The sequence below is a fragment of the Pseudacidovorax intermedius genome, from assembly GCF_003350475.1.
In the GTDB taxonomy this organism is placed as follows: Bacteria; Pseudomonadota; Gammaproteobacteria; order Burkholderiales; family Burkholderiaceae_C; genus Xenophilus; species Xenophilus intermedius.
Map to the genome: position 1 here is coordinate 322,407 of NZ_QQAV01000001.1, position 22,711 is coordinate 345,117.

The 22,711-nt window shown below is 70.9% G+C and carries 1 protein-coding gene (running past one end of the window); it reads right to left on the reverse strand.

Going from position 1 to position 22,711, the window contains the following annotated elements:
• The coding region annotated (locus tag DFR41_RS01415) for an LEPR-XLL domain-containing protein (protein WP_114801432.1) crosses the window boundary (this coding region is incomplete at its 3' end): on the reverse strand, nucleotides 1–22,707 show 22,707 of its 42,278 nt. Its footprint begins 19,571 nt before the window's first position.
• Between the last annotated feature and the right edge of the window lie 4 nt (nucleotides 22,708–22,711).

The following is a 22,711-nucleotide window of genomic DNA, read 5'->3' on the forward strand; positions in this document are numbered from 1 at the left end:
CGTGAGCACCGAGACGTCGCCCGCGGCCGACAGAGTGATCGCGCTGTCCTCGGACCAGGTCTTCAGGTGCACGTTGCCGCCGAGCACGACGCCCTGGTCGGCCCAGGGGTTGGCGCTGGTGGGCGTGCCGGCGCCGATGCCGCCACGCACCTCGATGGCCTTGCCGGCCATCAGGTCGCGGCCCAGGCGCACCTGCTGGCCCGCCGTGATGCTGATGGTGGAGTCGCCGCCGAAGGTGTGGACGGTGCTGCCCAGCGTCATGCCGGCCGGGTCGAAGTGGTCCACCACCTCGCCACCGGCCACCAGCAGGCCGTCGAGCTGCGCGTCCTGCGAGGCGCTCACCACGATGCGGCCGTCCGCGTCGTGCACCGCCACGCGCGCGCTGCCGGGCATGCGCACGCCGATGCCGTCGCTGCTGTAGCCGCCGGCCAGTTCCACGCTCTCGCTGGCGCGGATGGTGGCGCCCACCTCCACGGTGGCGCCCGAGGCGCCGGTGGTCTGGGCGCCCAGGTAGAGCTGGCCTGCCGAGCGCAGCACCACGCGCGAGGCCTCGGTCGACCAGTCGATGGTCTCCGTGCGTTCGCCGCCGGTGCCCGGCGCGCCGCTCTGCTGCAGCGTGCCGCCCGACAGGATGCTGCCGCCGATGGTGATGCCGCCGTAGGCGTCCACCGAGACCAGCCCGCCCGAGCCGTCGCTGGTGATGCCCGCCGCATTGAGGCCGGCCGCGCTGCCGATGACCACGCCCCAGCCATCGTCGTCCGCGCCGGTCAGGCCGATGGTCTGGATCTGCACCGCGCGCGTGGCCTGCAGGGCCGTGTCCACCAGCACCTGTTCGCCGGCCTGCACACGGATGGAAGAGTCCGCCCCGCTCCACTGGATGCCGCTGCTGCCGATGATGCCGCCGGCCACCAGCGCGCCATGCAGCTCGACGTCGCGGCTGCCGATGACGGTGATGCTGCTGCCCGCGGCCGTGGTGTTGAGCACCGAGGAGGCGTTGACGTAGACGCTGGTGCCGTCGGCATTGGCGCCGTGCAGGTCGGTGCCGTCCAGCGACACGCCGCCCACCAGCGTGATGCTGCCGTTGATGCGGGCCTGGCCTTCCCAGTAGACCCAGCTGTCCGACTGCAGCACCAGGTCCGAGCCCTGGCCCAGCAGGTTGATGTTGCCGCGCACGATGACGTCGTCGGCGGTGGAGACCACGAAGTCCGCATCGTCCTGCAGCGTGGTGACGGTGCCCGTCAGCAGGAAGCCGAAACCGCGCTGGCCCAGCAGCGGATGGGGCTCCAGCACGCGGATCTCGTCGACCACGCCGTCGTTGTTGGCGTCGTAGGCCTGCACCACGTAGGTATGGCTGCCGTCGCGCACCACCCAGCGGTCGGTGCCGGCCGCGCCGCTGGTGTCGTTGCGGTAGTCCACGCCCTCGGTGAAGCCGGTCATGACCTGCTTGCCGTCCACGGCCGCCGCGTTGTAGTACACGGTGCCGGCGTAGGACTTGAAGCCGCTCTGGTCGACGATGCGGAAGAGCTGGTCGCCCGAAAGCTGGGCGAAGGCCGTGCCGTCGGCGGGGCGCGCCACGTCGCTCCAGTGCAGGGTCTCGGCGTGGTAGTCCACCCCGGCCTCGAAGCTCAGGCGGTACTGCGCATCGGCCGACGCATTGGCGTTGTAGTAGACGGTGCCGTCCCAGCGGGCATAGCCCAGCTGGCGCAGCACCGCGTCCTGCTGCTCCAGGCTCAGGCGGTCGAAGGTGGTGCCGGGCGCCGGCACGGTGAGCGCATGGCCATCGGCCGCCGTCCACACGATGTCGGCATTGCGGTAGTCGCGGCCTTCGCCCTCGACCAGCAGGGCCACGGTGCGGCCGGTGGTCGCGTTGTGGAACACCTCGCGGTCCACCTGCGCATAGCCCAGGGCGTCCAGCACCACGGCACGCTGCGAGGGGTCGAGGTCCTCGAAGGTCGCGCCGGCGGCCGGGGCGGCGGCACCGCCCCAGTCGATGGCGTCCAGGTTGTAGTCGGCGGCCTGGCCCTGCGCGAAGCCGTCGACGATGCGCACGGTGCGGTCGGCGTCGGCCTTGATGAAGTGCAGGCCATCGAGCACCTCGTAGCCCAGTGCACGGGCCACCACCTTCTTCTGCGCATCGGTGAGCTGCGCGAAATCGGCATCGGCCGCGGGCTGGCCCGCGCTGCCCCAGTAGATGCTGGCGTTGCTGTAGTCGGTGGCAGGGCCTTCGCTGAAGGTGGTCAGGACCTTCTTGCCGGGTGCGGCGCTGTAGTTGAAGAAGTTCTTCTCGCCGCTGCCGTGCTCCAGGTAGTCCACCACGATCTGGCGCTGCAGCGCGGTGAGCTGGCTCCAGCCGGCGTCCACCGCGGGCAGCGGCGAGATCGGCGTGGCGTCCAGGCCCGTGCCGTTCCACAGGTCGCCGGGCATGGCGTAGTAGTCGAAGGTGTAGCCCAGGGCCTGGGCCACCGCCAGCTTCTGTGCGCCGGAGAGCTGGTCGAAGGCCGTGCCGGCCGCCGGTGCGGGCACGCCCGCGGCGGCCCAGTCGATGCGGCTGTTGTCGTAGTCGTGCGCCACGCCCTGCGTGAAGCCGGTGGCCACGGTGAGGCTGCCATCGGCCGCGGTGTGGGTGAACACCAGCCCGTCGTAGGTGGCATAGCCCAGCGAGGCGGCCACGGCCTTCTTCTGCGCCAGCGTGAGCTGGTCGAAGCCGGCGTCCGTCGCCGGCGCGCCGGCGCTGCCCCAGTCGATGTCGGCGTTGCGGTAGGCCACCAGCTCGCCTTCGGTCAGCGCGGTGCGGAAGCTGTGCGTCTGCGCGTTCCAGTAGCCGCCGTCCTCGTAGGTGGTGTAGCCCAGCGAGGCGACCAGCGCCGCCTTGGCGTCGTCGGGCAGCTCCGCGAAGGGCGTGTAGTTGGCCAGGGCCGTGGCCGAGGCCAGCGCGGCCAGCGGTGTGTCGGCGCCGCCGAAGAGCTGGCGCAGGTCGACGTGGATGTCGCCGCGGTTCAGCGCCTCGATGATGGCGGCGAACTTCTGCGCGTCGCTGAGCGTGGCCAGCGTGCGGCCGGGCAGCGTGTCGAAGTAGTCGGCATGCGGATCGCTGACGGCGCCCGCATCGATGTGCAGCGCGCCGGCGGCGGTGAGCGAGCCCGCGAGCATCAGCTCGCCGGCCGTCTGGATCGACACGCTGGCATCCGCGCCGGTGAGCTCCGGCGTGAGGCCGTCGGCGCCGAAGCGCGCGCCCGAGAGCACCGCGCTGCCGGAGAGCAGGCCCAGCGCGCCGGTGGCGCTCAGCGCGATGACGGAGCGCGCGCCTTCGGCCGAGACGGTGGCGCCTTCGAGCACACGCAGCGAGGCGCCGGCAGCGATCTGCAGCTGCACGTCGTCGCCATGGGCCCACACGCCGGCGGCGATCACCACCGAGCCCGAGCCGCCCAGGAACAGGTGGCTGCCGGCCTTCATCGTCTCGATGGCCGCGCCCTTGTCGGCGGTGATGCTGTTGACCTCGGTGCCGTAGCCCACCAGCGCGCCGGCGCCGGTGCTACCCACGACCTGAACGTCCAGCAGGTCATCCCCGCGCAGCCAGCCGCTCACGACCAGCTGCTCGGTCAAACGCAGCACGGTCTCGCGGGCATGGATGCCCGCGTCGGGCACGCCCATGGGCGCGCGCACGTTCTGGCGCTGGATCTCCATCAGCCGCCCGGCGAAGGTCAGGCGTTCGGTGGACTGCACGTCGCCCTGCACGGTGATGCGGTCGGCGATGAGCGTGGCGTCGTCGCGCAGCAGGGCCGAGTAGAACTGCGTGCCCACCACGGCGTCCTCGACGTCGCCCACATACATGCGCACGCCGGTCGCGGCGTGGCCGATGGCGATGGACGAGAAGCCGTCGCGCAGCGCGGCCAGGTCGCGCATGCCGAGTTCCATGAAGCCCGTCTCGTTGCCCAGCGAGTAGTCGCCGCCATAGGTGCCCTGGGCCGCGCCGCCCACGCGGTAGCCCTGGTCGGCCGAGAAGCTGCGCAGGCTGAAGCTGCCGGTGCCGCTGACGCGGTCGTCGCCCGAGGCGAAGTCCACGTCGTCGGCCACGATGGCGATGGCGCCGCCGCCGGTGCCGGTGGAGATCTGGCCGCCGTCCAGCGACAGCAGCGCCTCGTGGCTGCCCAGCTGCAGGTCGATGCGGCCGGCGGGCGTGGTCAGGCCGCCGGCTGCGTAGCCGTCGGTCACCACGCTCAGGCTGTCGGTCTCGCGCACCACGATGTCGGCATAGGCCGCGCCGGCCGTGCCGCGGTTGACCACGTTCAGCTGCGACACCTGCGTGGCGAGCGTGCCGTCGATGCCGGCGGCGCTGATGCTCAGCAGGGCATCCGGCGCCTTGTAGAGCGCGGTCTGGCGCACGTCGAGGATGCCGGCCGTCTCCAGGTGCAGCGAGGTGTGGCCCCAGCTGGCGCCGTCGGTCATCTTCAGCACCGTGCGGCCGGTGCTGGTGTCGCTGAGCTCCAGGCGCTCCAGGGCGTCGTCGAAGTTGATGACGCGGTCGGCGCCGTCGATGGCCACCTTCAGGCTGTGGTCGCCCAGCAGCAGCGTGCCGGTGCTGGAGAAGGGCGAGATCACCAGGCGGTCGGTGCCGGTGCCGCTCTTGAGGTTGAGCGTGCCCGCGCCGCTCACGTAGATGAGGTCGTCGCCGCTGCCCGCGTCCACGGTGTTGACGCCCGCGCCCACGTAGATGACGTCGTTGCCGCCGCCGCTCGAGATGGTGTTGACGCCCTCGCCCATGTCCACGATGTCGGCGGCGTCGCCGCCGGTGAAGCGGTCCTTGCCGGCGCCGCCCTCGAAGCGCAGGCCGCTGACCTCGCCGCTGAGGAATTCGTCGTCGCCCGCGCCGCCGCGGATCACGCTGCCCGCCGCACCGCCGAGGATGACGAAGCTGTCGTTGCCCTCGCCGCCGTCGAAGTCCAGCGCCGCGGTGACGTACTTGCCGACGTAGACCGAGTCGTTGCCCTTGCCGCCCACGCCCACGATGCGGTTGACGCCGGTGAAGCTGGCCGTCTCGCCCAGCGAATGCACCACCACGGTGTCGCTGCCGCGCTCCTGCTCGATGGAGTAGGACTCGTTGGTGATGTCGTCGTACACCGTGTCGCCGTAGCGGCCCGAGGCATCGCCCATGTTGAGGTAGAGCGTGTCGCCCACCTGGTGGGCGATCTGCGGCGGATCGGCCCACGACCACTTGAAGCTGCCCGAGACAGTGATGCCCATCACCGTCACCCGCGCGGCCAGGTAGGCGCTGGCAGCGTTGATGTCGATCTCGCCGCGGAAGCCCGCCAGCGTGATGTCGATGGAGAACAGGCCCAGGTCGATCTCGAAGTCCAGCGAGCCCCACACTGCCGCCGCGAAGCGCGGCTGGCTCGACAGCACCAGCGAGGCCCCGGCGTTGAGGTGAAGCGGGCCCAGCCAGATGTCGATCTCGGCCTTGCCGCGGATCTCGAAGTTGCCCTCGGAATCCACGTAGCCGCCGACGTCGATGGTCAGCGCGTTGAAGAAGTTCAGGCTGCCGTCGAAGGACAGCTTGAACACGTTGTCGATCACGCTGATGCCGCCCTTGAAGTCGACATCGAAGAGGAACAGGCTGATGTCGCCCTTCAGCTGCATGTCGAACAGCGTGTTGGCCTTGATCACGTTGCCGTGCAGGTCGGTGTAGTCGCTGTGGCCGGTGTTGATGCGGATGTCCGCATCGGCGCTGATGCCGATGATGTCCACGCCCATGTTGACGTGGGTGTGGATGTTGAGCGCGAAGACGGGCGCATCGCCGTCCATCAGGAAGGCGGCCGAGCCGCCCACGGCCACGCGGCCGAAGCCGCCCAGCTCCAGCGCCACGTCCAGCGCGGCCTGCACGCCGCGCTTGTCGATCAGCAGGTCGATGGCGCCGGTCATCTCCACCGGGCCCACGGCCACGGCGCCCGAACCCGAGATGCGCAGCATCTGCGGGTCGAGCCACACGGTGCCCAGCGGCTTGCCGGCGGCGTCCACCGCCAGGGTGCGCACCTCCTGCTTGGCGGCGGTGGTGTTGATCTGCAGCAGGAAGCGGCCGGAGACGGTGAACACGCCGCCGCCGTCGATGATGACGGAGTCCGGCCCGCTGCCGCCCACCTCGAAGGCGCCATAGATGCCGGTGTTGCCGCCGTCGACCACGATGCCCAGCGTGCCGGTGACCGACAGCGGCTCCAGCAGCGGCAGGTCCAGCGTGGCGGTGGCGCCCAGCTCGGCGCGCACCGCGCCGTCGATCTCGGCGACGATGACGCTGAAGTCGCCCTTGAGGGTGAGTGCGCCGTCCAGCAGGTCCATCGTGCCGTGGCCCACCACGGCCGCGTACACGCCCACCCAGTCGGGCTTGCCCGGAGGCGCGGCGCCGATGGTGAAGGTGTCGAAGTCCACCTTGTCGCGGAACTGCTCGGGCACCACGTAGACCACGTCGCGGCCGAAGGTGTTGAGCGACAGGTCCAGGTCGGCATGGATCTGCACCACCGAGCCGATGGCCAGGTCGGCGTCCAGCGCCAGGCGCAGTGCCACGCCCGGATCGCTGCCGCCGCGCACCACCACCAGGCCGGTGCCGTGGCGGCTGAGGTTCAGGCCCTCGGGCCCGATGGAGACGGTGACGTCGGCAAAGGCCGTCAGGCCTTCGCTCTCGCTGAAGCGGAAGTCCAGCACGCCGGTCATGCTGACCAGGCCGAAGAGCTTGAGCTGCGCCTCGCCGAACAGGCGCAGCAGCTGCTCGTTGTACATGAGCACCACCGGCTCGTCGGCATTGCCCGTGGGAATGCCGTAGCCCTGGTGCGAGACGCCGTTCGAGTCCAGCCAGGTCGACTTGCTGAAGTCGATGGTGGTGAAGCTGAAGGACAGGCTCAGGTCCGGATCGAAGGACACGGCACCCGAGGCCGCGTCGCGCACCACATGGCCGAGGCCCACCGAAGCACGCACGCCGGTGTTGATCTCGATGACCATGTTCTCGGCGTTGATCTCGGCGCCGGGCACACCCACCAGGCCGATGTAGTCCACGCTGGCACGGCCGGCCAGGTACACGCCCACGTCCACCGAGTTCAGGCCGATCACCAGCTCCTTGGCCACCACGAGGCCCAGGTCCAGGTTCTTGACGGCCAGGCCCACGGCGCTGTCATTGGGCGTGTCGTTCTCGTCGATGCGGCCGTCGCCGTTGCTGTCGCGCCAGTAGCCGCCCACGCCGATGAAGCCGTAGGCGTCGTTGATGCCGATGGCCAGGCTGGTCACCTGCGTCTGCTGGCCGTTGTTGAGGGTGACGGTCTCGGAGCCCTTCTTGGTCAGCGCCATCGAGGCCGACAGCTGCAGGAAGCCGGCCACGTTGATCTGCGCGTAGCCGATGGCGGCCTGGATGATCTCCTGGTCGAAGTCGATGATGACCGCATGGTCGCCGCCGGCCGGCAGCGCATAGCCGCGGGTGGCGAGCTTGCCGTTGCCGTCGAGGTCCTCGCCGGCGTCCAGCACGCCGTTGCCGTTCTTGTCCTCGGGCGACTTGTCGTAGGTCGCTGCCCAGTCGATGGAGGGCGGGCCGAAGAGCTGCAGCAGCGGGTTGAGGTTGCCCGTCGGGTCGTTGGTGAGGACGAAGGTGTTGATGTTGACCGACACGTCCTGCGCCTGCACGGCCAGGATGTCCGGGTCCACGCCGACCAGGCCGGCATAGCCCACGTCGGCCTTGAGCGTCAGGAAGTACGGGGCGGCGGCCTCCAGCCCCGGAATGCTGGTGAGCAGCGCCGGCTTGGCGATCACCAGGCCGAAGTCCACGTTGCCGATGGCCACGCCGACCGCGCCATCGTTGATCGGGTCGTCGTTGTCGATGCGGTCGTTGTCGTCGGTGGCGCTGTCGTAGCGGTAGGGGCCGCCCACACCGGCGAAGCCCTGCAGGTTGTAGCCGCCCAGGGTGAGCGTCTCCATGTCCATGGCCAAGTGCGTGCCGGTGTTGCCGGTGGCCTGGTTGACCAGCGTCTGCAGCCCGCCCAGGTCGACCTGGGCGCCGACGATGCGCTCGCCCTTGCGGAAGGCCAGCGAGCCGCTGAGGCTCAGGAACTGCGACACCTGGATCTCGGCATAGCCGATGTCCAGCCCCATGAGCTGCGTGCCGCGCTGCTGCATGTAGACCGGCGTGCCGCCGGTGCGCACCTCGAAGCCAGCCGGCCGGCCCGCCTGCGCGTCGGCCGGGAAGCTGTCCACGAAGTCGGCCGTGCCGTGCAGCAGGCCGCCGAACATCTCGCCGCCGCGGTTGAGCTCGATGGTGAGGTCTTCGGCGCGCACCTTGAGCACGTCGCCCATGCCGTAGGTGCGGGCGCTGTCGGCATGCGCATACAGCGAGAAGAATTCCTGCGCCTTGAACACGCTCGGCAGCTGGGCCTTGAACATGGTCAGGCCCACGTCCAGGCCTTCCATGCTGAAGCCGAAGAGATCGTCGCCGTTGGCGATCTGCAGCTTGCCGTTGCCGCCTGGCACCTCCTCGTAGTCCGGGTTGCCCAGGCCGACGAAGGCATAGACGTTGCTCGCGCCGAAGCTCAGGCCCTTGAAGCTGACGTCCTGGATGGTCGAATAGTCGTCCGCCACGCCGCCCAGCGCCTTCAGCGCGCCCAGGATGGACTGCGCCTGATCGCCCAGCAGCGTCTCGATGAGCGACACCTCGGACGGCAGGCCGGTGTAGAGGGTGCCGGTGAAGGTTTCGCCGATGTTGAGCTGGAAGTCGCCGCGCAGGTGCACGAAGTCGCCCAGATCCAGCGACAGGTCGGGCAGCGAGAGCGAACCGAAGAGCGTCAGGCCCAGGTTGGGATCGAAGCCGATGGACAGGTCGATGTTGCGCACGAAGTCGAGTGCGCCCTTGAGGAAGTCCAGGTCGGGTGAGAACTTGGGCAGCAGGTCGCCCAGGCCCGAGAGCTTGATCGACGGGAACAGGTGGCTGGTGTCGGGCAGCTCGAACTCGAAGTGGAAGCCGCCGTCGATGTCGATCAGGTCGAACAGGCCCAGGTGCGCCTGCATGCGGATGCCCAGCGAGTTGCTGTCGAAGTCGAGTGTGAGGTGCTCGCCCTGGGTGCCGATGGGGATCTGCAGGCCCTTGCCGCCGTCGATGGCGCTGAAGTCCACATAGGCGCCGGGCACGGGCAGCGTCCCGAGGAAGGCACCGTTGAAGGACAGCAGCAGGTCCGTCGCGTTGAGCGTGAGGAAGGGGTCGGTGCCGACGATGCCGGCCATGCCGGCGGTGGCCGACAGGCCGAAGAACTTGCCGGGCAGCGGCACGCCCTGCGCCAGCGTGGGCGTCATCATGGCCAGCGCGAAGTCCAGGTCGTCGATGGCCAGGCCGATGGCGTCGTCGTTGGGCGGGTCCTGCTCGTCGATGACGCCGTCGCCGTTGGTGTCGCGGCGGTAGGGGCCGTTGATGCCGGCGAAGGCGTAGATGTCCTTGCCCGCCACCACCAGCGCCTCGGCCGAGGTGGTCAGCTTGCCGCCGGGCAGGTGGAAGTCCACGTTCTCCACGGTGCGCTTCTGGAAGGTGAAGCCCCCCTGCAGCGACAGGATGCCGGCCACCGAGGCGGTGGCATGCGCCACCGTCGCCTCGATGAGCGCATTGCTGAAGTCCAGCACCACGGGCTCGCCGCCGGTGGCGATGGCCAGGCCTTCGCGGGTGCCGCCGTTGGTGAAATCGGCCACCAGGTCCTGCCGGCTGCTGGCGTTGACCGCCACCTCGATGTCCTGCAGGTTGAACTGGATGAAGTCGCTGCCGAAGCCGACGAAGCCGATCTGCTCGCCATGGCCCTTCAGGCCGACGAACTTGGTGTTGGCGGGCACCAGCGGGTTGAGGGCGTCGAACTGGGTGGTCAGCACCGTCATGCCCAGGTCGAAGTCGTCGATCACCAGGCCGATGGCCTCGTCGTTGACCGGGTCCCGGCTGTCGACCACGCCGTCGCCGTTGCTGTCCTGCCGGTAGGGGCCGTTGATGCCCACGAAGGCCTGCACGTTGTTCGCGCCGAACTCGATGGCATTGGCCTTGACGGTGGTGGCGCCGAGCACGGTCTTGACCGTGAGGTCGGTGGCCGAGCCCATGCGGAAGGCGAAGTCGCCGCGGAAGTAGACGAAATCCGAGACCGACAGCAGCGCGCCCTGCACCTGCGCCTGGATGAAGGCGCCGGCCGCGAAGTCGATGGTCAGCAGCTGGTCGCCCGCGCGCACCTGCAGCGGGCGGCCGGTGGCCTCGGAGAAGTCGATGGAGGCATGCACCTTCGGATCGGCCTTCCAGCCGTCGCTCCAGTTCATCTGCACCTCGATGCGGCCGCTGGACAGCTCGAACAGGCCTTCGCCGCCGGCGACGACGAACTCGTCGGCCGAGCCGTCGAGGGCCGTGAACTTGGGCAGCAGCTTGGCCATCGCGCCGGTGGGCGTGAGGATGGCCAGGGCCAGGTCGACGTTGGACAGGGCCAGGCCGAACAGGTCGCTCTGCTCGCGCAGGGGCACGGTGCTGTCGAAGTCGGGGTTGCCGTAGCCGATGAAGACATCGACGTCGCTGAGCCCGATGGTCATCAGCTGGAACTCGACGTCGTCGATGCGGCCCAGGTCCTCGGACACCTGCGCCCCGGCGGCGCCGGCGGCCAGCAGCGCGGCCGACAGCGGCAGGTTGCCCGCGGTGGCGCCGGTGTCGACCGAGAAGCGCTCGCGCCGGCCCTGCTCGAAGCTGAAGCCGCCCTGGATGTGGATGAAGTTCTCCAGCGTGAGGGTGGCACGCGCCACGTCCACGCCGATGTAGCTGGTGCTGAACTTGAGCGCCACCGGCGTGCCGCCGGTGCGCACCTCCAGCCCGTCGCTGCCGAAGCTGGAGAGGTAGTCGACGAAGGGCCGGATCTTCGTGCCCGACCAGGCGGTGCCCTGGTTGGCGCGCACCTCGGCGCCTTCGGCGCTGAGGGTGAGGAAGTCCAGGCCCACGAAGGCGATCTGGTCGACGCTGGCCTCCAGCGACCACAGGCGCCCGACCTTGTGCTTGGGGTCGGTGAAGATCGCCATGCCCAGGTCGAGGTTGTCCACCACCAGGCCCACGGCGTCGGGGTTGCGGGTGGCGTCGATGACGCCGTCGCCGTCCTCGTCCACGAAGTAGGGGCCGGCGCCCACGAACAGCTTCACGTCGGACAGGCCGATCGTGACCATGTTCATGGCGTAGTTCTCGAGCCGGTCGTAGTGGCCCGGGGTGGCGAGGTTGCCCACGGCCGCGGCGGCCGTCGGGTCGTAGGCGCCGAAGCCGGTGACGATGTCCACCGCCACACCCTTGCCCTTGCCGAGCGAGAAGCCGCCCTCGATGTAGAAGAAGTCGCCGATGGCGATCAGCGCATGGCCGACCTCCACGCCGAAGTAGGCCTGGCGGAAGTCCAGGTACACGTCGTCGCCGCCGGTGGCCACGCGCATGCCCTGCGCGCCGAAGCTGGAGACGAAGTCGACGGTGGGCGAGACCGTGAGGCCGCGCCAGCTGGAGCCCTGGTTGAGCTGCACCTGCAGGTCCTGCACCTGCAGCTGCATGAAGCCCCAGTCCACGTCCAGCGGATTGGCCCAGGACGCCTTCATGGCGTACATGAGCGGGATCACGCCGTTGGCGTCCACGCTCTTGCTGGCGCGGAAGGTGGCGAAGGCCACGTCGATGTGGTCGAGCGTGAAGAACGGGTCGTCCGGGTCGCCGATGGTGATGCGCACATCGGCGGCGCCGATGGTGATGCTGTCCACCGCCAGGTGCGTGAAGCGGCTGTTGTCGGCCGACAGCAGCCCGGCCGCCTTGAAGCGCGCCAGGTCGGTGCCCAGGGCGCCGAAGCTGTCGGCGGCCGACAGGCCCGTGGCCACGTCCACCTGCGTCGTGGTGCGCTCGAAGGCGAAGCTGCCTTCGATCTGGAAGAAGTCGCCGATGTTCAGCAGCGCATGGGCCAGGCTGACGGCGATGGTGGCGCGGTCGTAGTCCAGCACGATGGGCGTGCCGGTGGCCGTGGGCACCTTGAGGCCGCCCTCGAAGCTGCTGGCGAAGTCGACGTAGGGCGCCACGCTGCCCGTGGGCTGGTCGGCCCACGCGCCCCCCTGGTTGACGTCGATGGTCAGGCCCTGGGTCTGGAACTTGAAGATGCCGCCCAGGTCGATGTCGATGCCCTGGCCCCAGCTCACCTTGAGGGCATAGAGGTCGGGGATGACCGAGTCCGGGTCGGCCGCCAGGGTGGAGTCGAACATCACCAGCCCGACGTCGATGTCGTCGAGCTTGACGCCGAAGGCGTCGGGGTTCTGCGCCTCGCCGGCATCGCGGATGCCGTTGCCGTTGCTGTCGATGAAGTAGGGGCCCAGGCCCGCGAAGATCTCCAGGTCGGTGCCGCTGAGCAGCAGTGCCGAGACCTCCAGGTCGTCGATGAGCCGGTCGTCGGCCGACAGGCCCTGCACCTTGGCCAGGCCGGCCCGCAGCGCGGGCGACAGGCCGGTGCCGTTGGCGGCCAGGCCGGTGACCACGTCCACGTGCGTGGTGGCCAGCTGCTCCAGGTGGAAGCTGCCGCTGATGTAGATGTAGTCGGAGATGGCGAGCGTGGCGCGGCCGATGTTCACGGCCGTGGTGCTGCCGCTCTGGCCGTCCAGGTCGAAGGCCAGCGATTCGCCGCCGCCCAGGTTCACCGTGAGCGGCTCGGCCATGTGGGCGAAGTCCACCACCGGCTGGCCGGTCCCCGAGGCGCGGTTGATGGCGATGCCCACGTCGGTGGCCGCCAGGGTGATGGCGTCGATGCCGACGAAGGCGGCCTGATCGGCACTGGCCTGAACGGCCGTCCAGCGGCGGGCCGGGTCGGCCTGGCTGGTCATCAGGGCGATGGCCAGGTCCACGCCGTCGAGTTCGATGCCCAGCGCGTCGCTGGTGCCGCCGTTGACGCCGGCGAAGGCATGCACGTTGTGGGCGCCGATGGCCAGCAGGTCCACGGCCACGGGCTGGGCGCCCTCGTCCACATCGGGCGTGGAGGCCAGGTCCTGCAGGCGCACCTCGGCCGTGCGGGTCTCGATGGCGAAGTCGCCCTCGACCTGCACGAAGCCGTACAGGTCCACCACCAGATGGGCGCTGGCCTGCAGCAGCGCGCCGTCGGCGCCGTCCATGCTCAGCTGCAGGTCGGTGCCGCTGCCGGTGACCACGGCGAGCTGGGTGGCGCCCGCCGCGTAGTCGACCACGGCACCGTCCGGGGTGCCGGCCTTGTTGATGGCGACGGCCACGTCCGAGGCCGTGAGCGTGAGATCGCCCGTGCCCACCATGCCTGCGCTGCCGGCCGTGGCCTGCAGGCTGGTCCAGGTGCGTGCGGCGCTGCCCTGGGCCGGCGCGGCCTCGGTCATCAGCGCCAGCCCGAAGGTGACCTGGTGCAGCGCCAGGCCCAGCGCATCGGTCTGGCCGCCGTGCAGGCCGGCGAAGGCGTCCACATCGTGGCCGCCGATGGTCAGCACGTCCACCTTCACCTGGCTCGCGGGCGTCTGCTCGGTGCCGTCGGCCAGGGTGACGGTGCGGGTGCTGGTCTGGATCGCGAAGTCGCCTTCGACCTGGAAGAAGCCGTCGACGTCCAGCTTGAGGTGGCTGCTGACCTGCAGCAGCTCGCCCAGGTTGCCGGCCATGTCGAAGGCGAGGTCGCCATCGCCGGTGGCCACGGCCAGTTCGGTGGCGCCGCTGGCGTAGTCGACCACCGCATCGCCGGCGCGGCCGGCCTGGTTGATCAGCACACGCGTGTCGGTGGCGTCCAGCTGCAGGTTGCCCAGACCCTGCACCGAGGCGCTGCCGGCGGTGGCCTGCAGCGTGGTCCAGGTGCGGCCGGGCACCGACTGCTGCGTCATCAGCGCCAGGCCGAAGTCCACGTCCTGCAACTGCAGGCCCGCGTTGCCGGTGCCGGCGAAGGCATCGACCCCGGCGCCGCCGATGGTCAGCACGTCCACGGCGACCTTCTCGGGCTGGGCCGTGCCCTTGGCGGCCAGCTGCACATCGGCCGTGCTCTTCTCGACCGCGAAGTCGCCGCTGACACGGAAGAAGCCGAAGATGTCCAGCGCGATGTGGCCGGCGGCCCGGGTCATCTCGCCCTTGCTGCCCGCCATGTCCAGCGCCAGCGGCGCGTCGGCGCCCACGTCGATCTTCAGGTCGGTGGCGCCGTCGGCATAGTCGACCACGGCGTCGCCCTGCAGGCCGGCGCGGTTGATGCGCACCGTCAGGTCCGTGGCCGAGGCCGTCACGTCGTCGTCCAGGCCGACGAAGGCCGCGGAGGCGGCCGAGGCCTGCAGGCTGGTCCACGTCCGGGCGGGCGTGGTGCTGCCCGCGGCCATCTGCTGGCTCATCAGCGCCAGGCCGAATTCGACGTCCGTCAGCGCCAGGCCCATGGCATTGGCCTTGCCGCCATTGACGCCGGCAAAGGCATCGATGCCGCTGCCGCCGATGGTCAGCAGATCGACCTCGACCTTCTCGGCTTCGGTCTGGTCCTTGGCCTTCGCCAGCGTGACCTCCGCCGAACTCTTCTCGATGGCGAAATCGCCTTCGACGCGGAAGAAGCCGAAGACGTCGACGGTCAGGTGACCGCTGGCCTGCAGCAGTTCGCCCTTGCTGCCGTCCAGCGTCAGTTCGAGGTCGCTGCCGGTTCCGGTGCCGACTTTCAGTTCGGTCTTGCCAGTGCCGTAGTCGACCACCTGGTCGCCGGCCTTGCCGGCCTGGTTCACCGCCACAGCGATGGCGCCGGCAGAGAGTTCCAGGCCGTCCACGCCCTTGAACTCGGCGCTCGTGGCGGTTGCTTGCAAGCTCGTCCACGTCCGCGCAGGTGTGGTACTGCCCGCGGCCATCTGCTGGCTCATCAGCGCCAGGCCGAACTCGACGCCAGTCAGTTCCAGACCCATGGCGCTGGACGTGCCGCCATTGATGCCCGCAAAGGCATCCACACCCGTGCCACCAATCGTGAGCAGGTCGACCTCGACCTTCTCCGCCTCGGTCTGGTCCTTGGTCTTGGCCAGGGTGACTTCGGTGCTGCTCTTCTCGATGGCGAAGTCGCCTTCGACGCGGAAGAAGCCGAACACGTCGACCGTCAGGTGGCCGCTGGCCTGCAGCAGTTCGCCCTGGTCGCCATCGAGCGCGAGCGCCAGTTCGGTCGTCGGTCCCGTGGCGATGCTCAGCGCCGTGGCGCCGTCGCCGTAGTCCACCACGGCGTCGCCGTCGCGGCTGGCCTGGTTGATGGCCACGCTGATGCCCGTGGCGGCGAGGGTCAGGCCATCGGTGCCCACCCATTCGGCCTGGGCCGCGGTGGCCTGCAGGCTGGTCCAGTGGCGCTCGGCGTCCAGCTTGTCGGTGATGAGCGCCAGCGCGAAGTCCACGCCGTCCAGCACCAGCCCGGTGCGGTCGTCGGCACGCCCGCCGCTCAGGCCGGCGAAGGCATGGGCGTCATGCGCGCCCAGGGTGAGCAGGTCGACGGCCACATCGCTGCCGTCGGCCAGCGTCACCTGGCTGCTGCTGCGGTCGATGGCGAAGTCGCCGCCGACCTGGAAGAAGCCGTACAGGTCCACCTCCAGGTGGCCCCGCACGCGGGTGAGCTCGCCCAGCGCACCGTCCATGTCCAGCGTCATGGCCTGGCCGCCGGGCCCGGTGGCCACGTCCACGGACCGGGCCGCGAAGTCGATGACCAGCGTGCCGGCCGGCTCGGCCGGCGTGTGGTGGGTGAAGCCGTCCTGCAACTGCGACAGCACGGGCTGCTGCACCTCGGCCGTGGCCTGCACCTGCAGCGCCGCGACGTCCTCGCCGGCCAGGCTGCCGCCGAAGCGCACCACCAGGTCCTGCCCGTTCCAGAAGGTGGCCTCGATCAGGGCCCCGTCGATGTGGGCACCGAAGGCCGCGGCCAGCGCCGCATTGATCTCGGCGCGGCTGCTGTCGAAGGCCAGCGCCGCGGTGGTCCAGGTCTGCCCACCGTGGCTGAAGGACAGCGTGAAGCCGCCGCTGGTCGCCTGGGTGTCGAAATGCACGCGCTGCGACTCGGCGCCCGCGGCATGGCCCTGCACGAGGTTGAAGGGCGCGGCGCTGGCATGGTCCAGGTCGCCGAAATGCGTGGTGAAGTCGCCGATGTCCTGGTCGGCACTGGCGCCGGTGAAGACCACGTCGTAGCTGGCGAAGCGGCTTCCCGAGGCATTGGCGTTGTAGGTCACCTGCAGGTCGCCGGGCGCGAAGGCGTCCAGGGCGAGCAGTGCGGCCTCGATGGCGGCGGCCTGGGTGGCCGGGTCGTCGCTGTAGGCGATGGGGCCGGTGCGCACGCCGGCGTATTCGATGGTGAAGCTGCCCGAGGGGCGCGTCTCGTCCACGCTCACCTGGCTGCGCAGGGTGGCCACGTCCTGGCCGACGAAGATGCCGCCGAACTGCACCAGCAGCGCCCCGCCGGCCGTGGTGCTGACGCTCACCTCGCCGCCGATGGCGGCGAAGGCAGCGTTGAGGGCGTCCTCCACCGCCTGCGCATCGGCGTCGAAGGCCAGCGCCGCGGTGGTGTAGGTGCGGCCGCCGTAGGCCAGCGACAGCGTGTAGTGGCCGGCGGCCAGGGTGTCGACGGCGATGCGCTGCACCTCGCCCGAGCCGCCGCCACCCTGGCGGATGTTCAGCGGCACCACGTCGCCCGACATGGCCTCGGTGACGATCAGGTCGCCGATGTCGGTGCCGGCCAGTGCGCCGAGGAAGCGGATGTTGTAGCGGTGGCCGCCCTGGCTCTGGGTGTCGAAGCGGACCTGCACGTCGCCGTCGGCAGCGCCCAGCAGGCCGACCAGCGCATCGTGGATGTAGCGCGCGTTGTTGGTGACGTCGTTGCCCACGAAGGTCAGCGTGCGCGCGCCGGCGACGCCGTCGATCTCGAGGGTGTAGGTGCCCCGGGACGAATAGGGCGTGGTGAAGAGCAGCTGCTTGACCTCGTCGGCGCCGGCCGTGGCCGCCACCACCTGCGCGATGCCGATGCTCACGGGCGGGGCGGGCACGCGCTCGGCCTCGATGACGATCTGCTTGACCTCGCTGGCGCCGGCGGTGGCCTCGGCCGCGGTGTCCACGGTGACCGTGACCGGTGCGGCATGGGCCTGCACCGTCAGGGCCTGGGCCTCGGCACCCGCCAGGGCGCCGACGAGCTCGATGGTGAAGCCCTCGGCCCGCGAGCCGCTGACCTTCACGTTGCCCTGGCCGATGCCCGTGAGCCCTTCGAGCGCGCCGGTGAGCAGGGCGATGAGGGCGCTGCTGCTTTCGCGGCCGTCCAGTGCAAGCTGCGCCTGGTGGCCGCCGTACTCCAGATCCAGCGTGCCGGCGGTGCCGGCGGCCAGCTGCAGGCGCCACTGCGCGTTCTGCGTCTCGGTGCTGGCATCGACCGCGGGGATGGGCATGCCGCGGTTGATCTGCACCTGCAGGTCGGAGCCGGCGATGGTCACGCCGTCGAGCCCAACGAAGTCGGCCAGCTCGGCGCTGGCCTGCAGGCTGGTGAAGTGGCGGGCCGGCGCATCGCGGTCGGTGGCCAGCAGCAGGCCGAAGTCGGCCTGGCCCAGGCGCAGGCCCAGCGCGTCGTCGCTGCCGCCATGCAGGCCGGCGAAGGCGGACAGGCCGGCGCCGCCCAACGTGAGGGTGTCCGCATGGATGACGCTGCCGTCGGACAGGGTCAGGTCCTGGCGCTTGCTCTGCAGCGCGAAGTCGCCTTCGACGGCGAAGAAATCGAAGACGTTGAGTTCGATGTGGGCCGCGGCTTCGAGCAGCTCGCCGGCGCTGCCGGCGAAGTCCAGCGTGCGCGTGCTGTCGGGGCCGGTGGCCACGGGCAGCGGCTGCGCCGCCCAGTCGACCACCACGCCATCGGCGTCGGCGCGGTTGATGCGCAGCTCGACCTGGCTGACGGTGGCGACCAGCCCGTCGACGCCGATGAAGGCCGCGCTGCCGGCGCTGGCCTCCAGTGCGCTCCAGTGGCGGGCCGTGCCGCCCGCCGCCTGCAGCTGCTCGGTGGCCAGCACCAGGCCGAAGCCGACGTCGTCGAAGCGCAGGCCGATGGCGTCGCTGCTGCCGCCGGCCAGGCCGGCAAAGCCGCGCGCATGGGCCGCGCCCACGGTGAGCAGGTCGACGCCGACCTGGGTGTGGTCCTCGTCGGCCAGGGTGACGGTGCCGCTGCTGCGGTTGAAGGCGAAGTCGCCTTCGAGTTGCACGAAGCCGAAGAGGTCGAGGGTGAGGTGGCCCGCAGCGCGGGTGACGGCGCCTTCGCTGCCGTCCAGGGCCAGGGTGAATTCGGTGTCGGCGCCGGTGTCCACGGCCAGGCCGTGGCTGCCCGAGAAGTCCAGCACCACGCCGTCGGCGGCGGCGCGGTTGATGGCCACGGACAGGTCCTGCCCGCTGGCGCTGAAGCCGTCGAGCCCAGTGAAGCCGGCCGTGCCCGCACTGGCCTGCAGCACGCTCCACTGGCGCGCCGGTGCGCTCTGGCCGGTGACGGTCTTCTCGGTGGCCAGGGCCAGCGCCAGGTCCACGCCCGACAGGCCGAAGCCGGTGTCGCCGACGCCAGCGAAGGCCTCCAGGTCGTGCGCGCCCAGCGTCAGCAGGCGCACCTGCACATCGCCCGACTCGTCGGCGGCGGTGCCGGCCAGGTCGGCCGTGCGCAAGGTGGTGTCGTAGCTCTCCAGCGCGAAGCTGCCGCTGGCCTGGAAGAAGCCGAAGGCGTCCAGCCGCAGCGTGCCGGCGGCGCGGGTGATGGCGCCCTCGGCGCCGTCCATGTCGAAGGCCAGGCGACCGGCGCCGGTGTCGAGCCCGAGTGCCGTGGCGCCGGCGGAGAAGTCGACCACCGGGCCGGAGGAGGCGCGGTTGATGGCCAGGCGCAGGTCCTCGCCCGCGGCCACGAGTCCGTCCACGCCGGTGAGCGCGGCGCCGTCGGCCCGGGCCTGCAGGCTGGTCCAGCTGCGTGCCGGCTGGCCGGCCGCGACCTGCTCGGTGGACAGGGCCAGCGCGAAGTCAACGCCCGACAGCTGCAGCCCCAGCGCCTGGGCGGTGCCGCCGCCGGTGCCGGCGAAGGCCTGCAGGTCGTGCCCGCCCAGGGTGAGCAGGTCGGCCCGCACCTGGCTGTGGTCGGCCAGCGTGAGCGTCTGGGTGGACTTGGCCAGGGCGAAGTCGCCTTCGAGCTGCAGGAAGCCGAAGGCGTCCACGCGCAGGTGGCCACTGGCGCGCAGCAGTTCGCCTTCGCTGCCGTCCATGGCCAGGGCCACGGTGGTGCCGGTGGCCACGGGCACGGCCAGCTGGGTGCGGCCGCTGGCGTAGTCGACCAGGCTGCCGTCGGCGGCGGCGCGGTTGATCTCGATGGACAGCCTGCTGCCGGACAGCGCGAAGCCGTCGATGCCCACCCAGGCGGCCTCGCCCACGCGGGCCTGCAGGCTGCTCCAGTGGCGCGCCTGCGCGCCGGCGCCCGCCTCGCTCAGCAGCGCCAGCGCGAAGTCCACGTCCGACAGGCGCAGGCCGAAGGCGTCGGTCTGGCCGTCGCGCACACCCGCGAAGGCGGCGATGCCGCGGCCGCCCAGGCTGAGCATGTCCACCTGCACCGGCGTGGCCGATTCGTCCACGTCGGCCGTGGCGGCCACGTCGGCCAGCACCACGGTCTGGCTGCTCTTGCGCAGGGCGAAGTCGCCCTCGGCGCTGAAGAAGCCGAAGGCCTGCAGGTCGAGGTGGCCGCTGACCTGCAGCAGGGTGCCGTCGCGCCCGTCCATGTCCAGCGCCACGGCATCGGCGCCCTCGCCCACCGTCAGGCCATGGGCCAGGTAGTCCACCACGGCGTCGCCTTGGCGGCCGGCCTGGTTGATGGTCAGGCCCAGGTCACTGCCGGACAGCGACAGGCCGTCGATGCCGCTCAGGCTGGCCGTGCCCAGCGTGGCCTGGGCGCTGACCCAGGTGCGGCTGGCGTCGGCCGAGTCGGCCAGCAGCGCCAGGCCCAGGTCGGCACCGGCCAGGTCGAAGCCCACGCCGCCAATGCCCACATGGCCGCCCGCGTCCTGCAGGCCGATGGCCAGCAGCTGCGCATCGACCACGCTGCCGTCGGCCAGCACCACCGATTCGCTGCGCCGGTCCACCGAGACGGTGCCCTGCGCCTGCACGAAGCCGAAGAGCGACAGGTCCAGCGTGCCCTGCGCATGCAGCAGCTCGCCGGCGGCGCCGTCCATGTCGAGCACGATCTCGCCGCCGTCGGCCCCGGTGGCCACGCGCAGCGGACTGCGGGCCAGGTCGGCCACGGGGTCGCCGGCCCGGCCGGCGCGGTTGATGGTGATGCCGAACTGGCTGCCGCTGGCCGAGACGCCCGGCACGCCCTGCAGCGAGACGGTCTCGGCCGAGGCCTTGAGGCCGGTCCAGGTGCGGCTCGCATCGCTGCGGGCGCTCATGAGGGCGAGCGCGAACTCCACGCCCGTCATCTGCAGGCCGAAGGCGGTGCCCAGCAGGCCGGCGCTGGCGTCCAGATGGCTGGCGCCCAGCGTGAGCACGTCGGCCAGCACCGGCGTGTCGGGATCGCTGGCCAGCACGATCTGCGCCGTGCCCTTGTGCAGCGCGAAGTCGCCGGTGGCACTGAAGAAGCCGGCGACTTCGAGCAGGCCCTGGCTGACGGCCACTTCCTGCACGCCGGCGAGCAGGCCCTGGCCGAAGGTGTGGCTGCCGCCCGCGGCGTCGACCACGGTGCCGCTGGCATCGGCGGCGGTGCTGTTCCAGCGCACGCTGGCCACGGCGGCGGCCAGCGTGACGTCCGCGCCCAGGGCGACGTCGATGCCGCCCGTGGCCTCCAGCACGGTGCCGCCGCCGCCGGCCAGCACGAGCAGGCCGACGTCGGCATCGGTCACGCCGGCATCGAAGGCGCCGCTGCGCAGCGCGACCGAGGCCTTGCTGGCCACGATGGCCATGGCGCCGTCGGCCCCCGGCTGGAAGAAGAAGTCGCCGTGGATGGCGATGCTGCCGCCCACCACCGCCTGCAGGCCGTAGATGCCCACCGTGGCCGCGCTGTGGCCCGGCAGGTCGGAGAAGGTGTAGGCGAAATCGCCGAAGGCCAGCGAATGGCCGGTGAGCGACTGCGCCTGCTGGTTGAAGCGCAGCGTGGCCGAGTCGGCGCTGACCGAGGCGAAGTCGCCGCCCTGCAGGAAGGCGCGGCCCGAGGCCTCCAGCGCGATCAGCCCGTCGCCGTCGACCACCAGGCCGAAGGCGCCGTGGTCGATGCCCACCGCCATGCCGCCGGCCTGCAGCCGGGCGCTGATGTCCTGCCCCGCGGCCTGGAGCGTGCCGTCGGCCACCGAGAAGCCCATATCGCCTTCCAGGCGGAGGTCGCTCGCCACGGTCAGGCTGGCATGGCCGGCGAGGGTGGCGGCATTGCTGTCCGAGCCCGTGCCGTCGAAGGTGTAGAGCACCTGCTGCTGCGCGTCGGTGATGTGCAGCGGCGTGTTGTGCAGGTCCAGGCTGCCGCTGTTGCCGGTGCCCAGGCCCAGGCTGAATTCCAGCGTGAGCTGCGTCGCGTCCAGCTGCATGGCCACGCCCTGCAGGCTGGCGCCGCTGGCCTGGCCCTGCGCCATCACCCAGCCGCGGTCGCTGCCGTCGGTGGCGGCGATGAAGACGATGCCCACGTCGGCGCCGCTGAACGCGAGGCCGGGCGCCTGGCTGTCGGTCGCGTCCAGGCCCAGGTAGCCGCTGCCGCCGGCCAGCGACAGCGTGAAGACGTCGTAGTAGCCCTGGTCGGCGCCCTCGCCCAGCAGCAGGTGCGCGGTGTGGCCCAGCTGGAAGTCGCCGGACAGGCTCAGGCCCTGGCCCAGATCCACCGCGCCGCTGAAGGCCACGCTCTGGTTGTCGGCGAAGTAGGAATGGTTGAGGAACTCGCCGATGCGGTCGGTGGCCGTGGTGCCGCCGGTGGTCTGGGCCAGCGCGTCCACCAGGAAGGCCGCGGCCCCGTCGAGCTGGTGGGCCACCAGCACCAGTGCGCCGCCGCCGTTGTCGCCGGCACGCTGCTCGATGGTGAAGTACAGGTCGTCGTCGGCCTGCACGAAGCCCGTGCCGTGCGCGAAGCTGCCGCTGAGCTGGCCGTAGGTGAGGAAGGTGAACTCCTGCCCCTCGGTGGGCCGGAAGCCGTCGATCAGGCTGACGCTGAGCTTGCCGTCCAGCGTGGCCAGCTGGCTGACGTTGAGCTGGTCGTAATGGCCGCTGCCGGTGCCGGCGTCGCTGCCGCCCAGCTGGATCTCCAGCGTGCCGCCGGCCGACTGGGTGTACGACAGCACGTTCTGCACGCCGGGCGAATGCCCCGGGCTCACGGTGCCGCTGTTGAGCAGCGCCACGTTGAGCGAGCCCGAGCCGTACAGCGTCTCGTTGGCCGCCACCGCGAGCGTGCTGTCGAAGTAGCCCTGGCTGGCGAGGTTGCCGACATCGAAGACCTGGCTGTCGACGGAGAAGGTGGTGGGCACGGCCGTCAGGCGCGGCTGCTCGACCAGCGCCTGGTAGGCCTCGGGCGAGATCAGCGGCGTGGCCGGCGCCTGGCCGTCCGGCGCATCGAAGTCGTAGGCGCCGTGCAGGGCCTGGCCATGGCCCTGGTCGTCGGGCATGACCACGGGCAGCACGCCCAGCACCGGGTCCGCCGACAGCAGCACGCGCGGCTCCAGGGCTTCCAGGCGCCAGGCGTCCCGCACCATGCGCGCCACCGTCTTCTTGAGTGCCTTCTTCATGATC